We start from the raw sequence: 14274 nt of genomic DNA, 5'->3' as shown, positions 1-14274 counted from the left end.
TTGATGGTGTTCTTCAGCTCCAGGATCTCGCCGCGCACGTCCACGGTGATCTTCTTGGACAGGTCGCCGTTGGCCACCGCCGTCGTCACGTCCGCGATATTGCGCACCTGGGCCGTCAGGTTGGTCGCCATGGCATTGACGGAGTCGGTCAGGTCCTTCCAGATGCCGGCCACGCCGCGCCCTTGCGCCTGGCCGCCAAGCTTGCCGTCCGTGCCCACCTCGCGGGCCACGCGGGTCACCTCTGAAGCGAAGCCGTTGAGCTGGTCCACCATGGTGTTGATGGTGTTCTTCAGCTCCAGGATCTCGCCGCGCACGTCCACGGTGATCTTCTTGGACAGGTCGCCGTTGGCCACGGCCGTCGTCACTTCGGCGATGTTGCGCACCTGGCCCGTCAGGTTGGACGCCATGAAGTTGACGTTGTCGGTCAGGTCCTTCCAGGTGCCGGCAACACCTGGCACCTGCGCCTGGCCGCCGAGCTTGCCGTCGGTGCCCACCTCACGGGCCACGCGGCTCACTTCGCCGGCAAAGCCGTTGAGCTGGTCCACCATCGTGTTCATGGTGTTTTTCAGGGCAAGAATCTCTCCCTTCACCTCCACGGTGATCTTCTTGGAAAGGTCGCCGTTGGCCACGGCCGTCGCCACGTCGGCGATGTTGCGCACCTGGCCGGTCAGGTTGGACGCCATCGAGTTCACGTTGTCGGTCAGGTCCTTCCAGGTGCCGGAAACGCCCTTCACCTGTGCCTGCCCGCCCAGCTTGCCCTCGGTGCCGACCTCGCGCGCCACCCGCGTCACCTCGGAAGAGAAGCCGTTGAGCTGGTCCACCATGGTGTTGATGGTTTCCTTCAGCTCCAGGATCTCGCCCTTCACGTCCACGGTGATCTTGCGCGACAGGTCGCCGCGCGCCACGGCCGTCGTGACGGTCGCAATATTTCGCACCTGGGCCGTCAGGTTGGTGGCCATGGCGTTGACCGAGTCGGTCAGGTCCTTCCAGGTACCGGCAACACCTGGCACCACGGCCTGGCCGCCCAGGCGCCCGTCGGTGCCCACCTCGCGGGCCACGCGCGTCACTTCCGAGGCGAAGGAACGCAGCTGGTCCACCATGGTGTTGGTGGCTTCCTTCAGCTGCAGGATCTCGCCGCGCACGTCCACCGTGATCTTCTTGGACAGGTCGCCATTGGCCACCGCGATGGTCACGTCGGCGATGTTGCGCACCTGGGCCGTCAGGTTGCCGGCCATCTGGTTGACGGAGTCGGTCAGCTCCTTCCACACCCCCGACACGCCCTTGACCTGGGCCTGTCCGCCCAGCTTGCCCTCGGTGCCCACCTCGCGCGCCACGCGGGTCACCTCGCTGGTGAACACCGACAGCTGCTCGATCATGGTGTTGACCAGGCGGGCCGAGCGCAGGAATTCGCCCTTCAGCTCGCGGCCGTCGACCTCCAGCTCCATGGACTGGCTCAGGTCGCCCTTGGCCACCGCGCCGATGGTGCGGGCGATCTCGGCCGTCGGGCGGACAAGGTCATCCAGCAGCATGTTGATGGACTCGACCTTGGTGGCCCAGCCGCCGATGGAGCCCGGCAGCGACATGCGGTGCTTGAGCCGGCCTTCCTTGCCCACCGTGGCCGACAGGCGGGTCACCTCGGCGGCAATGCGCGCCTCCTGGGTCGTGATCTGGTTGAAGGCCGCGGCGATCTGGCCGTCGAGGCCGTCCCAGTCATTGGGCAGGCGGACCGAGAAGTCGCCATCGCGGAAGGCCGTCATGGCCGCCAGCACCTGGCGCGAGCGCGGCGCCGTCAGCTCAGCACCCGCCCGAACGCCGTCGACCGCTGCGGACTTGGAAACCGTCTTGGAGGTGACGCGCTTCTTGCGTGGTTGCTGCGCGATGTCGACACTCATGAGCCCGCCCGATCCAGAAGTTAAGAGTCATTTCATTCGCACCCGCCGTGGCTGTCCCTGACGCCGCCGCCGATGCGAAAAGTGCCCGCTTCTAGCATGGCAACCTAGGGGGATCAAGTCCCTCGTCCGGGTCGCCCGCGCCGGTTGGCGCGAGTCATTTCATTCCGGCTTCGCGGGCATGCTCGACGGCATAGCGGATCAGCTCCGCCTGGCCTTCCAGATCGAGCTTGCGCTTGATGCTCTGGCGATGCGCCTCGACGGTGCGCACCGACAGATCCAGCTCGCGGGCGATCTGCTTGCTGGAGGCGCCGTGGCCCAGCCGGCTCAAGATCTCGCCCTCGCGCGGCGTCAGCACCGGCTTGGGCGCCTGGCCGCGGAAGAGGCGGCCCGACACCGCCGCGCTGAGGAAGGTGCCGCCGGCCGCCACCGCATCGATGGCCGACACGATCTCGGTCGCCGGCGCGTCCTTCAGCACATAGCCGCGCGCACCGGCGGTCAGGGCGCGCTGCACATACTCGGGGTTGTCATACATGCTGAACATCAGCAGCTTGATGGCCGGCCGGGCGGCCAGCATCTCGGCGCCCAGCGCGATGCCGTTGCCGTCCTTCAGCCCCACGTCCATCAGCACGACGTCGGGCGCCGTGCGCGCCAATTGCTCCAGGGCCTCGGCGCGGCCGCCGGCCTCGCCCACGACCTCGAAACGCGGCACCGAGGCCAGGCGCACGGACAGGCCCTCGCGCACCATGGGATGGTCGTCGACAAGCAGGATGCGGATGGGTGGCGTGGTCATGCAGCCGCCAGTTTGACCGTGAGCCGGCTGCCGAGTCCAGGCGCAGTGATCATGGTCAGGCGCGCGCCAAGGGCCGCGGCGCGTTCACGCATGCTGCGCAGGCCCAGGCCCTGGTCGGCCACGGCTTGGGCCGCCTCGGCATCGAAGCCCTGGCCATCGTCATGGACCTCCAGCGTGATGCCACCGTCGGGCTCGAAGCGCAGCACGGCACTCACCGTCGTGGCATGGGCATGGCGGGCGGCGTTGTTGAGGGCCTCCTGGGCGATGCGGAACAAGGCCGTCTTGACGGCCTCGGGCAGCTCGATCTCCTCGCCCTCCACGCTGGCCTGGAAGTGCGTGCCGCCGGCGGCGTCGAACTCGGCCGCCAGATGCTGCAGCGCGGCGGCGAGGCCGAGGGTGTCCAGCAGGGCCGGGCGCAGCGCATGCGAGATATGCCGCACCTCGGCCAGCGTGCCGTTGAGCTGCTTCAGCGCCAGTTCCTGCAGCCGCGCGGCGCCTGCGGGCTCGTGCTGGGCCGACTCGATCAGCAGCTTGGTCGCCACCAGGGCCTGGCTGACGCCGTCATGCAGCTCGCGGGCCAGGCGGGCGCGCTCGTCCTCCTGGCTCTGCACGACCTGGCGGGCCAGGGCGCGCAGCTTGGCCTCGGCGCTGCGGTGTTCGCTGAGATTGAGGGCCAGGGCGCCGGCGCTGATCAGCGCGACGCCGAAGACGGCCACGGCGCCCACCCACAGCATGGTCGCCGTGATGTTCTGGCGCGCGCCGCGCTCCAGTTCGGCCATGGTGGCCTCGATGCCGTCCATGTAGAGGCCGGTGCCCAGCATCCATTCCCACTGCGGCACGGTCACGACATAGCCCAGCTTGGGCGCGAGCAGGCTGCTGGAGGGCTTGCGCCACAGGTACTCGACATAGCCACCGCCGGCGCGGGCCTGGGCGATCAGCTGCTGGATGGTGGGCCGGCCGCGCGGATCGCGCAGCTCCCACAGGTTCTGGCCGATGAGCTCGGGCTGGCGCGAATGCATCAGCACGCGGCCCTGCAGGTCGTAGACGAAGAAATAGCCGTCGCGGCCATAGTCCAGCGAAGACAGGATGGCCAGCGCCCTCTCCTGCCCGCCCGGCTGGCCCAGCAGCGGCTGGATGGTGCTGACGGCGAGGTCGACGTAATGCTTGAGCTCGGTGCGACGCGCATCCATGTAGCTGGCGCGCACCAGGGCGTGTTCACGCTCGGCCAGCTCGCTTTCCTGCTGGCGCACCGCTAACGCGATCAGCGCCAACGAGGCCAGCAGGGGCAGCAGGGCCAGCAGGAAGAGGCGGCCTCGCAGGCTGAAGCTTGGCCATCGCGGGCCTGGCTCTCTCGAGGTGGCCTGTCTATCGGTAGCACCCATACCAGCCCGTCACAAAGACATCCGCCACCGGCCGATCCGGAAACTCGCCTTCAAACCGGACGTCCATATCGACCTTGCTGGTGGTGACGCCAAATGCCTTCACCAGTTCGCGAAGGTAGGCGGCTCGCGCCTGGCCCAGCTTCAGGCGTTGGCCCGGCGAACCTTCCGCAGATGAGGTTCTGATCGTCAGTGCGAGTGAGTCGTCGTTGCAGTCGCTCGGGCCGCGGAGCTGGGCAAGTCTGCCCCCCAGGGCCTGGCGCTGCATGGCGTCGAGGGCGACCGCCCCGGGTTCGAACTGCACGAAGGCCGCTCGCTGCCACCGAGGCGGCGTCGTCGCCAACGCCGGACAGGCTACCGCAGCCAAGCACGGCAGCAGCAACAGGCGGCGCAGTCTGATCGGAACGAGCCGGCCAGACATGCGCGCCTACAGCAAAGACATTGATCGCAGCGACGATCTCATCGCCCGAGTGTCGCCGCAGCGGGCGCCGCCTTGCGCTGGATCGGCTTCCACGCCTCCAGGCGCTTCATGACGTCGGCAATCGCCGCATCCAGCTGCGTGTCCTCGCCGCGGTTGACGGCGGCCGGATCGAGGTCGACGTCGATGTCCGGCGACACGCCTTCGTTCTCGATGCGCCATTCGCCTTCCGGCGTGTAGAAGCGGAAGTAGGGCACGGTCAGGAAGCCGCCGTCGATGAGGTTGGGGTTCACCGAGATGCCGATCAGCCCGCCCCAGGTGCGCTTGCCGATCAGCGGCCCCAGGCCCACGCGCTTGAAGGCATAGGGCATGAAGTCGCCGCCCGAGCCGGCGTCCTGGTCGATCAGCATGGCCTTGGGACCGTAAATGGCGCCACCCGGCGTGTCGAAGACCAGGCCGTCACGGTCCTTCCAGCTGCCGAGATAGGGCCGGGCCAGCAGCTCGGTCACGTAGTTGGCCGCCTGGCCGCCGCCGTTGCGGCGGTCGTCGACGATGAGCCCTTGCTTGTCGACCTGGGCGAAGAACATGCGGTTGAAGTGCTCGAAGCCCTGGCCGGCCGTGTCGGGCATGTAGACATAGGCGACCTTGCCGCCGGTCTTCTGCTGCACCTTCTGGCGGTTGCCTTCGATCCAGGCCCAGCGGCGCAGCAGGGACTCGTTGGCAATGGGCTCGACGGTGATGTCGCGGCGGCCCTTGCCCGCGGCGTCCTGCGCCAGCGCGACGGTGACCTGCTTGCCGACCATGTTCTCCAGCAGCGCATAGATGTTGGTCTTGGCGTCCAGCTCATGGCCGTTGATGGCGAGGATGAAATCGCCCTCCTTCACGCCCAGGCCCGGCACGCTCAGCGGCGAACGCAGATTGGGGTTGAGGCGGTCGCCGGCATAGAGCTTGGCGATCCTGTAGCGGCCCTGCTCGACAGCGAAATCGGCGCCCAGCAGGCCGACGGCGACGCTGGCCTCCTGGTGCACATCGCCACCGCCGGTGCGGTTGTGGCCCACCTGCAGCTCGGCAATCATCTGCACCAGCAGGTCGTTCAGGTCCTCGCGGCGCTGCACATGGGCCAGCTGCGGCAGATAGCGGTCGTAGACGGCCTGCCAGTTCAGGCCGTGCATGCTGGCGTCGTAGAAGAAGTCCTTCTCCATCCACCAGGCCTCGTCGAAGATCTGCTTCCACTCGGCCCGGGGGTCGACGCGGGCGCGCAGGCCGGAGGTGTCCAGGGGCTTGCTGTCGCCCTTGTCATTGGCGTCGCCCACCTCGAGCTTGCCGCCGGCCACGGTCAGCAGCAGCTTCTTGCGGTCCTCGCTGAGCGAGAACTCCGCGACGCTGCTGCGCAGCAGCTTGGCCTTGCGCTCCTCGAAGTCGAAGCGCCACAGCTCGGCCGTCGCGCGGCGCTCGGCCTGCGGCGGCTCGTTGCTGGCGCCGGGCTGCGGACGCTGCAGGTAATACAGCGCACCGTCGGAGGCGACGGCGAGGCTGTCGTAGTTGCGCTCGGCCACCGGCAGGGCCACGACGCGGTCGGCCAGGCCTTCCAGGTCGATCTTGATGGGCTTGACCGGCTTCACGGGTTCGGGCTTGGCCTTGTCGTCCTTCTTGGCGTCGGCCTTCTTGTCGTCCTTCTTGGCCTCTTCCTTCTTGTCGTCGTCCTTCTTCTCGTCCTTCTTGCCATCCTCGTCGCCGGCCTTGGGCGCCAGCGGCGACTTGCCGTCGGCGGCCAGCACCAGGGCATACAGGCCGACGCGGCGCGGGCGTTCCTGCGTGGACAGATCCAGCCCCACCGCCGTCGGGCCGGAGTTGATGGAGGCCGTGAAGTAGAGGTAGTCGCCCTTGGCCGAGAAGGTCGGGTTGGCGGCATGGGCCAGGCCGTCGGTGACGGCATGGTTGCGCCCCGTGGTCATGTCATGCAGCCAGACGCGGCCGAAATAGTTGTCGCCCGAGCTCGTGAAGGCCAGCCAGCGGCTGTCCGGCGAGATGGAGAGGTCAATGCCACCACGGCGCACGTCGGTGGCGACCTTGACGAGCTGGCCGCGCTGCGGACCGGCCGCCAGTCCCAGGCGGTAGAGGTTGAGGTGGTTGTCCACCAGCACGATCTGGTGGCCGTCGGCCGACCAGTCCGCCAGCGTGAAGTAACCCTCGCGGGGCAAGGCAAAGCGCTCCTTGGCGCCCTGCCCGTTCTGGGCCGCCAGCACCAGCTCGTGGCGCATGCCGGGGGCGTCGGAGATGTAGGCGATGCGCTGGCCGTCGTTGCTCCACAGCGCGTCCTTCTCGCGCACGCCGGCCGTCTCGGTCAGGTTGCGCACCGTGCCGTCCTTGACCGGCACCGTGAAGACTTCGCCGCGGGCGCTCACCACCACGCGCTTGCCCGTGGCCGACAGACGGGCCTGGGTGATGGTCTTGCTCGCGTCCTTCCACTGCGCCCGGGCCTGGGGCGCCGTGCTGGCGAGCTGGATGTCCAGCAGGCGGGGCGTGCCGCCAGCCAGCTCGATCTGCTTGATGCGGCCGCCCGATTCATAGACCAGGGTCGTGCCGATGGCGTCGACGCTGCGCACATCCCACTGCGTCTCTTTCGTCAGCTGGCGCAGCGATTGCGTCGCCGGGTTGAAGGCGAAGAGATTGGCCGCGCCGTCGGCCCGGTCGGAGATGAAGACGACCTCGCCGCCGGCCCAGATGGGGGCCGAATCGCTGGCATTGACGTGAGGGATCTGCTGCCATTTCTGGCTGGCCATGTCCATGATCCAGACCGGCGGCGTCGTGCCGCCACGGCTCTGGCGCCAGCCGGACTCCGCCACATAGGCCGCGCGATAGGGCCGGTAGGCGAGCTGCTTGCCGTCGGCCGACCAGGCGCCCTCGGCCGCCACGGCCTTCATGACCTGCTTCTCGTAGCCGCCCTCGACGCTGACCTCGTAGAGCTGGTTGCTGCGGTTGTTCAGCACCTCGCGCGGCGAGGCGAACAGCACGCGCTTGCCATCCGGGCTCCAGCCGCTGACGACATCGGGCGTGGGGTGCCAGGTCAGGCGCTTGGGCTGGCCGCCATCGAGGCCGATGACATAGACGTCGGTGTTGCCGTCATAGCTGGCCGAGAAGGCGATCTGCTTGCCGTCGGGCGAGAAGCGCGGCGCGAACTCGCTGGCCGCATGGCTGGTCAGGCGGCGGGCGTTGCCGCCATTGCGGTCGGCCAGCCAGAGGTCGCCGGCGTAGACGAAGGCCAGGTGGTCCTTGGAGACGGCGGGCTGGCGCAGCATCAGCGTCGGCTCGGCAGCCTGGGCCAGGCCGGAGGTCATCCAGGCACAGGCCAAGGCAAGGGCGATACGGGACAGGGTCATCGGGATCTCCGACTGAGTCGCAAAACCCGCGACTCTAGTGCCCCGCAAGCGCACGGGAGAAAAGTCAGCCCGATCAGCCCGGTTGGCGCTTGAACTTGCTCCTGATGCCGCCGGCGATGACGACCAGGCCGGGGATGAGGATCATGGCCCAGATGATCTTGTCCAGATTGGTCTTGACCCAGGGCACATTGCCGAAGACATAGCCCACCCCGATGATGCCGCAGACCCAGAGGATGCCGCCGCCCACGTCGTACAGCGTGAACTTGCTGCGCGTCATCTGCGCCACGCCGGCCACGAAGGGGGCGAAGGTGCGCAGGAAGGGCATGAAGCGCGCCGCGACGATGGTGACGCCGCCGTATTTCTCATAGAAGGCATGGGCCTTGTCGAAGGCCGCCTTGTTGAAGAAGCGCGAGTTCTCCCACTGGAAGACGCGCGGCCCGAAATAGCGCCCGATGGTGTAGTTGCTCTGGTTGCCGGCGATGGCCGCCACCGTCAGCAGGCCCATGGACAGCCACAGGTCCATCAGCCCGACGCCGCACATGGCGCCGACGACGAAAAGCAGGGAATCGCCCGGCAGGAAGGGCATGACGACGACGCCGGTCTCCACGAAGATGATCAGGAAGAGCAAGGCATAGACCCAGGCGCCATAGGTCTGCACGAAGGTCGCCAGATGCTGGTCGACGTGCAGGATGAAATCGAGGAGGAAGGTCAGGAAATCCATGGCGCGGCATTATCCCGACGAGTCCATGACACGCCGCCGATAATCCAGGGGATGGATTTGTCCCTGCCCGAAGTCCCCGCTCCCCGAGCCATCCGCGAACTGCCCGACGAGCTGATCAGCCAGATCGCCGCCGGCGAGGTGGTCGAACGCCCCGCTTCGGTGGTGCGCGAGCTGGTGGACAACGCGCTGGACGCCGGCGCCCGCAATGTCCTCATCAAGCTGATGGCCGGTGGCGTGCGCAGCATCGTCGTCGAGGATGACGGCTGCGGCATCCCGGTTTCCCAGCTGCCGCTGGCGCTCAAGCGCCACGCCACCAGCAAGATCGCCTCGCTGCACGAGCTGGAGTCGGTCGCCACCATGGGCTTCCGCGGCGAGGCCCTGGCGGCCATCGCCTCGGTGTCCGAGATGGCCATCGCCAGCCGCACGGCCGACGCCAACCATGCCCACCGCCTGGACGCCCGCAGCGGCGAGCTGGGCGCCGCCGCCCGCTCGCGCGGCACCAGCGTCGAGGTGCGCGAGCTCTTCTTCGCCACGCCGGCCCGCCGCAAGTTCCTGAAGACCGACGCCACCGAGCTGGCCCATTGCGTCGAGGCGGTGCGCCGCCATGCCCTGGCCCGGCCCGACGTCGGTTTCGCGATCTGGCACGAAGGCAAGCTCGTCGACCAATGGCGGGCCGGCTCCAGCGAGCAGCGCATTGCCGACGTGCTGGGCGAGGACTTCATCGCCGAGAGCCGCGCCTTCGAGCACTGCGCCGGGCCGCTGGCCCTGACCGGCCGCGCTGGTCTGCCGGAAGCCGCGCGTTCGCGGGCCGACCAGCAGTATGTCTGGGTCAACGGCCGCCATGTGCGCGACAAGCTCATCAGCCATGCCATCCGCTCGGCTTATGAAGACGTGCTGCACGGCCAGCGCCAGCCCTGCTATGTGCTCTTCATCGAGATCGCGCCCGAGCTGGTGGACGTGAACGTGCACCCGACCAAGATCGAGGTGCGCTTCCGCGACGGCCGCGCCATCCATCAATCGGTGCGCCGCGCCTTCATCGACGCGCTGGCCCAGTCGCGCGCCGACGCCGCGGGCGTCGAATCGGCCATGGCGCCGCTGGGCTTCGAGCCGACCATGCCGGCCACTCTCTTCGTCGCCGAGTCGCGCCCGGCCTACCAGGCTGCCCCGGCCTTCGTGGCGCCGGTGCCGCCGACGGCCGAACAGGTCAGGCTGTCCCTGGTCCAGCACGAGGCGCTGTGGAATCCCGCCGAAGCGCCCGAGCCCGCGCCCACGACCGCCGCGCCGACCATCACGCTGAAGATGAATCTGCCCGATGAAGACTGGCCGCTGGGCCGGGCCATCGCGCAGATCCAGGGCGTCTACATCCTGGCCGAGAACAAGCAGGGCCTCGTCATCGTCGACATGCATGCGGCCCACGAGCGCGTCGTCTACGAGCGCCTCAAGGCCCGCCTCGGCGCGACGCAGATCGAAAGCCAGCCCCTGCTGATCCCCGTCAGCTTCGCCGCCACGGCCGAGGAGGTCGCCGCGGCCGAGCAGCATGCCGAGACCCTGGGCAAGCTCGGCCTGGACGTGTCGCCGCTGTCCACCCGCACGCTGGCCGTGCGCTCACGCCCGGCCCTGCTGGCGGCCAGCGACCTCGTCGCCCTGACCCGCGAGCTGCTGGCCGAGATGGCCCAGTTCGATGCCAGCTCGGTGCTGGAGCGCGCCCAGCACGAGATCCTGGCCACCATGGCCTGCCACGGCGCCGTGCGCGCCAACCGCCAGTTGACGCTGGACGAGATGAACGCCCTGCTGCGCGACATGGAAACCACCGAGCGCGCCGACCAATGCAACCACGGCCGCCCGACCTGGCGCCAGCTCGACATGCGCGAGCTGGACGCCCTGTTCCTGCGCGGCCGTTGAAAGAAGAAGACCGAAATGGCCACCATCACCCTCAAGGGCAAGCCCAAGCCCGCCGCCAAGACCCGCAACGCCGAGGGCGAGAAGCGCGCGCCGGTGCGCGGCAAGGGCGTCTCCAAACCCCGCACGACGCTCGCCAAGGCGCAGGCCGACCGCGCCGAGCGCGAGGAACAGTTCCAGAAAGCCCAGCAGCAGCGCGAGCGGCCTGCGCCTTCCCGCGAGGAGCGCCCGGCCCGGCCCAAGACCGGCAGCGCCTTCAAGCCCGAGCGCCCGCAAGGCCCGCGTGGCGATGCACCGCCGCGTCCCGAGCGCGGCGCCCGCCCGCCCTACCGTGACGAAGCGCCGCAGCGGGCCGAACGCGGCCCCCGCTCGCGCCCCGACGAGCGCCCGCCGACGGACCGCCCACCGCGCGTCGACCAGCGCCGTTCGTCCAACCGCGGCCCCGGCTTCGAGCCGCCGCAGCGCCCGCAGCAGCGCAACAACCCGGCCCGCGAAGTCGCACCCGAGGACGGCGAGCGCCTGTCCAAGCGCATGGGCGAGTTGAAGCTCGCTTCGCGCCGCGAGGCCGACGAATGGATCGCGGCCGGCTGGGTGCGCGTGAACGGCAAGGTCGCGGTGCTGGGCCAACGCGTCCACGCCGACGCGCAGATCGATATCGATCCCGCCGCGCGCCAGCAGCAGGCCGAGCTCGTCACCGTGCTGCTGCACAAGCCCATCGGCTACGTCTCCGGCCAGGCCGAGGACGGCTACGAGCCGGCCGTCGTGCTGTTCCAGCCCGAGAACCGCTGGAAGGAAGACCCGTCCGGCATCAAGCCCAACGCGGGCCACCACCGCAACCTCGCTCCCGCCGGCCGCCTGGACATCGACTCCACCGGCCTGCTGGTGCTGACCCAGGACGGCCGCATCGCCCGCGTGCTGATCGGCGACGACTCCGACGTCGAGAAGGAATACCTCGTCCGTGTCGAGTTCGTCGGTCTGCCGGGTGCCGAGCCGGTGCCCGAAGGCACGCTGCCCAATGCAGCGCTGTCAAACAACAAGCTCGCCCTGCTGAACCATGGCCTGGAACTGGACGGCGAGCTGCTCAAGCCCGCCAAGGTCAGCTGGCAGAACGAGCAGCAGCTGCGCTTCGTGCTGCGCGAGGGCAAGAAGCGCCAGATCCGCCGCATGTGCGAGCTGGTCGGCCTCAAGGTCGTCGGCCTGAAGCGCGTGCGCATCGGCCGCATTCCGCTCGGCCATCTGCCCGTCGGCCAGTGGCGCTATCTCGCCCCATGGGAAAAATTCTGACCACCCCCTACCGGCTTCGCCGGCCCCGTCAAGGGGGCGCAGCTGGTGGCCCGGCCAAGCCGGTTCCACGGCTGCCGCTGGGGAAGGCACCGCATCTGCGATGAATCCTGTCTGTTTGGCCGGCCCCACCGGCTGCGGCAAGACGGCGGCGGCCCTCGCCATTGCCGAGGTGCTGCCGGTCGAGATCATCAGCGTCGACTCGGCGCTGGTGTACCGCGGCATGGACATCGGCACGGCCAAGCCAACGGCGGCCGAGCAGGCCGCCGTGCCCCATCACCTCATCGACATCCTCGATCCGCTGGAGAGCTATTCCGCGGCCGAGTTCGTGCGTGAAGCCAAGCGCCTGGCTGCCGAGATCGCCGCACGCGGCAAGCTGCCCCTGCTGGTCGGCGGCACCATGCTGTATTTCAAGGCCCTGTTCGACGGTCTGTCCGCCCTGCCCCAGGCCGATGCCGAGCTGCGCGCCGCCATCGATGCCGAAGCGGCCCAGCGCGGCTGGCCGGCCCTGCACGCCGAGCTGACCCAGCTCGATCCCGAGACGGGCGCCCGTCTCGCCCCCAACGACAGCCAGCGCATCCAGCGCGCGCTGGAAGTCATCCGCCTGACCGGCCAGCCGCTGAGCGCCCTGCACGCGGCCTCGCGCGACGAAGGCGTCGACTGGCCGCTGTTTTCGCTGGAGCCCGGCGACCGCGCCTGGCTGCACGAGCGGCTGGCGCAGCGCTTCGACGTGATGCTCGAGCAAGGCCTGGTCGATGAAGTGAAGGCCCTGCGCGCCCGCGGCGACCTGTGCCTGGCCCTGCCGTCCATGCGCTGCGTCGGCTATCGGCAGACCTGGGAAGCCTTGGACGCCAACGACTTCTCCGACCTGCGCGACCGCGGCATCGCCGCCACCCGCCAGCTCGCCAAGCGCCAGATCACCTGGCTGCGCAGCATGCCCCAGCGCCGCGTCATCGACTGCGACGGCCCCCAGCCCATCGCCGAACTGCTCGCCGGCCTGCAGCGCCTGCTCGGTTAGTTTTCACGCCCTGCTTGCGTTGCGCCCGCAGCCCCGCTAGAGTGATATCACTTTGATTCACTTTTGAGACGAGACCACCATGCCCACGCCCGCCGCGCCCCGCAATCTCGTGACCGAGAAGCCGGCCCACGCCGCCAATGGCTATCTGATGGTCGTCATCGGCCTGGCCCTGGGAGGAACGGGGGCACAGATGCTGGTGCGCGGCGCACCCGTGATCGGCGTGCCGCTGATCCTGCTCGGGGTGCTCGTGTTGGCCGGTCTCTACATGCTCAACCCCAACCAGGCCGCCGCGCTGACGCTGTTCGGCGCCTATATCGGCAGCGACCGCGGTGCCGGCCTGCGCTGGGCCAACCCGCTGGCGATCAAGAAGCGCATCTCGCTGCGCGACCGCAACCTGAACGCACCCATCCTCAAGGTCAACGACCAGCGCGGCAACCCGATCGAGATCAGCGCCGTCGTCGTCTGGCAGGTGCGCGACACCGCCCAGGCCCTGTTCCAGGTCGATGACTACGAAGCCTATGTGCGCGTGCAGGCCGAGGCAGCCATCCGCCATCTGGCCGCCTGCTATGCCTATGACCACTCGGACGACGCCGACGAAGCCAGCGTGACGCTGCGCGGCGGCCAGGATGCCGTGGCCCAGGCGCTGCGCGCCGAGCTGCAGGCCCGCTTCGCCGACGCCGGCGTCGACGTGCTGGACGCCAAGATCAGCCACCTGGCCTACGCTCCGGAAATCGCCCAGGTCATGCTGCGCCGCCAGCAGGCCGAGGCCATCGTCGGCGCGCGCAGCAAGATCGTGCAGGGCGCGGTGGGCATGGTCGAGGCCGCGCTGAAGGGCCTGAGCGAGCGCGAGATCGTCAACCTGGACGACGAACGCCGCGCGGCCATGGTCAGCAACCTGCTGGTGGTGCTGTGCTCTGATCGCGAGACCCAGCCCGTGGTAAACACCGGCACGCTCTACACCTGAGCCCATGAAGCGGCGCCTCTTCAACATCGCCTGGCCCCTCACGGCCCTGCTGATGCTGGCCACGCTGCCCTGGCTGCCCGAGCAGGTGGGCGACCCGGGCAAGCAGGCCTCGCGGGCGGTCTTCCTCGGCATCATGCTGTCCTGCGTGGCCCTGGGCGGCCTGTTCAGCAGCGCCTTCGTGCACTGGGCGGACCGCACCCGCCCCGGCCAGCTCAGCGTGCCCCACGGCGAGCACTGGATGGCGCCCGAACGGCGCCCGGCCACGCTGGCGCGATTGATCGAGCACCTCGCCGGCGCCGGCCTGATGCTGCTGGCGCTGCTGGGCGGCATCCACGCGTTTGCGCTGCTGCAGGGCCAGCCGGGCTGGCCGCAACCGCCACTCATCACCTGGCAGCTCGGCGCGGCCGGCCTGGCCTTGTGGTTCCTGGTGTGGTTCTGGCAGTTCTACCGCCTCTTTCCAGCGCCGCCGGCCGACCCGACCCCGACGCCGCATCACCGCCCGCGCCGCCCCGGCAGGCCCGGGTGAACACTG

10 protein-coding genes and 1 pseudogene are annotated in these 14274 nt (G+C 69.1%); 5 read left to right on the top strand and 6 right to left on the bottom strand.

From position 1 onward, the window contains the following. From AC07OY_RS07575 to AC07OY_RS07550, 6 genes are all read right to left on the bottom strand, one after another. Nucleotides 1-1757, bottom strand: a 1757-nt coding sequence (locus AC07OY_RS07575) for a HAMP domain-containing protein (RefSeq protein ID WP_495041989.1), incomplete at its 3' end; no start/stop codon positions are given. Nucleotides 1758-2046: 289 nt separating this feature from the next. Further along, a complete protein-coding gene (locus AC07OY_RS07570; protein ID WP_495041901.1) occupies nucleotides 2047-2682 on the bottom strand; it encodes a response regulator transcription factor in 636 nt (211 codons plus the stop codon). Next, a complete protein-coding gene (locus AC07OY_RS07565; protein WP_495041900.1) occupies nucleotides 2679-4064 on the bottom strand; it encodes a cache domain-containing protein in 1386 nt (461 codons plus the stop codon). The genes AC07OY_RS07570 and AC07OY_RS07565 overlap by 4 nt, the downstream gene beginning before the upstream one ends. Further along, nucleotides 4048-4365 carry an OmpA family protein gene (locus AC07OY_RS07560; RefSeq protein ID WP_495041899.1) on the bottom strand — a complete coding sequence of 106 codons (318 nt, stop codon included), beginning with the start codon at nucleotides 4363-4365 and terminating at the stop codon, nucleotides 4048-4050. Before AC07OY_RS07560 ends, AC07OY_RS07565 begins: the two co-directional genes overlap by 17 nt. Nucleotides 4366-4520: 155 nt before the next feature. Then, nucleotides 4521-7859, bottom strand: a complete 3339-nt coding sequence (locus tag AC07OY_RS07555; protein WP_495041898.1) for a S41 family peptidase — start codon at nucleotides 7857-7859, stop codon at nucleotides 4521-4523. Nucleotides 7860-7932: 73 nt separating this feature from the next. Then, nucleotides 7933-8580, bottom strand: coding sequence for a VTT domain-containing protein (locus AC07OY_RS07550; RefSeq protein ID WP_495041897.1), 648 nt, complete (start codon nucleotides 8578-8580; stop codon nucleotides 7933-7935). 51 nt (nucleotides 8581-8631) lie between these two features. Between AC07OY_RS07550 and mutL the strand changes: the two genes are divergently transcribed. The 5 genes and pseudogenes from mutL to AC07OY_RS07525 all read left to right on the top strand — a co-directional run bounded on the left by mutL (nucleotide 8632) and on the right by AC07OY_RS07525 (nucleotide 14268). Next, nucleotides 8632-10482 carry a DNA mismatch repair endonuclease MutL gene (mutL, locus tag AC07OY_RS07545; RefSeq protein ID WP_495041896.1) on the top strand — a complete coding sequence of 617 codons (1851 nt, stop codon included), beginning with the start codon at nucleotides 8632-8634 and terminating at the stop codon, nucleotides 10480-10482. Between the two features lie 270 nt (nucleotides 10483-10752). Continuing rightward, nucleotides 10753-11763 (top strand): annotated as a pseudogene (locus AC07OY_RS07540) (pseudouridine synthase); the annotation flags it as partial. 100 nt (nucleotides 11764-11863) lie between these two features. After that, nucleotides 11864-12778, top strand: a complete 915-nt coding sequence (gene miaA, locus AC07OY_RS07535) for a tRNA (adenosine(37)-N6)-dimethylallyltransferase MiaA (RefSeq protein ID WP_495041895.1) — start codon at nucleotides 11864-11866, stop codon at nucleotides 12776-12778. Between the two features lie 79 nt (nucleotides 12779-12857). Beyond that, on the top strand, nucleotides 12858-13742 hold the full coding sequence (locus AC07OY_RS07530) for an SPFH domain-containing protein (protein WP_495041894.1): 885 nt from the start codon (nucleotides 12858-12860) through the stop codon (nucleotides 13740-13742). A 4-nt stretch (nucleotides 13743-13746) separates the two neighbouring features. Next, nucleotides 13747-14268, top strand: a complete 522-nt coding sequence (locus AC07OY_RS07525) for a hypothetical protein (RefSeq protein WP_495041893.1) — start codon at nucleotides 13747-13749, stop codon at nucleotides 14266-14268. The last annotated feature ends 6 nt before the right edge of the window (nucleotides 14269-14274 follow it).

It is taken from the genome of Roseateles sp. GW821-FHT09H10, assembly GCF_059415865.1.
The sequence above is the reverse complement of the archived record's forward strand: the minus strand, read 5'-3'. Positions and strand labels throughout refer to the sequence as shown.

Bases quoted from the DNA above. Each gene is read 5' to 3' on its own strand.
- AC07OY_RS07570 (WP_495041901.1), bottom strand. From the start codon at position 2,682: ATGACCACGCCACCCATCCGCATCCTGCTTGTCGACGACCATCCCATG.
- AC07OY_RS07565 (WP_495041900.1), bottom strand. From the start codon at position 4,064: ATGGGTGCTACCGATAGACAGGCCACCTCGAGAGAGCCAGGCCCGCGA.
- AC07OY_RS07555 (WP_495041898.1), bottom strand. From the start codon at position 7,859: ATGACCCTGTCCCGTATCGCCCTTGCCTTGGCCTGTGCCTGGATGACC.
- AC07OY_RS07550 (WP_495041897.1), bottom strand. From the start codon at position 8,580: ATGGATTTCCTGACCTTCCTCCTCGATTTCATCCTGCACGTCGACCAG.
- AC07OY_RS07525 (WP_495041893.1), top strand. From the start codon at position 13,747: ATGAAGCGGCGCCTCTTCAACATCGCCTGGCCCCTCACGGCCCTGCTG.
- mutL (WP_495041896.1), top strand. From the start codon at position 8,632: ATGGATTTGTCCCTGCCCGAAGTCCCCGCTCCCCGAGCCATCCGCGAA.
- AC07OY_RS07530 (WP_495041894.1), top strand. From the start codon at position 12,858: ATGCCCACGCCCGCCGCGCCCCGCAATCTCGTGACCGAGAAGCCGGCC.
- miaA (WP_495041895.1), top strand. From the start codon at position 11,864: ATGAATCCTGTCTGTTTGGCCGGCCCCACCGGCTGCGGCAAGACGGCG.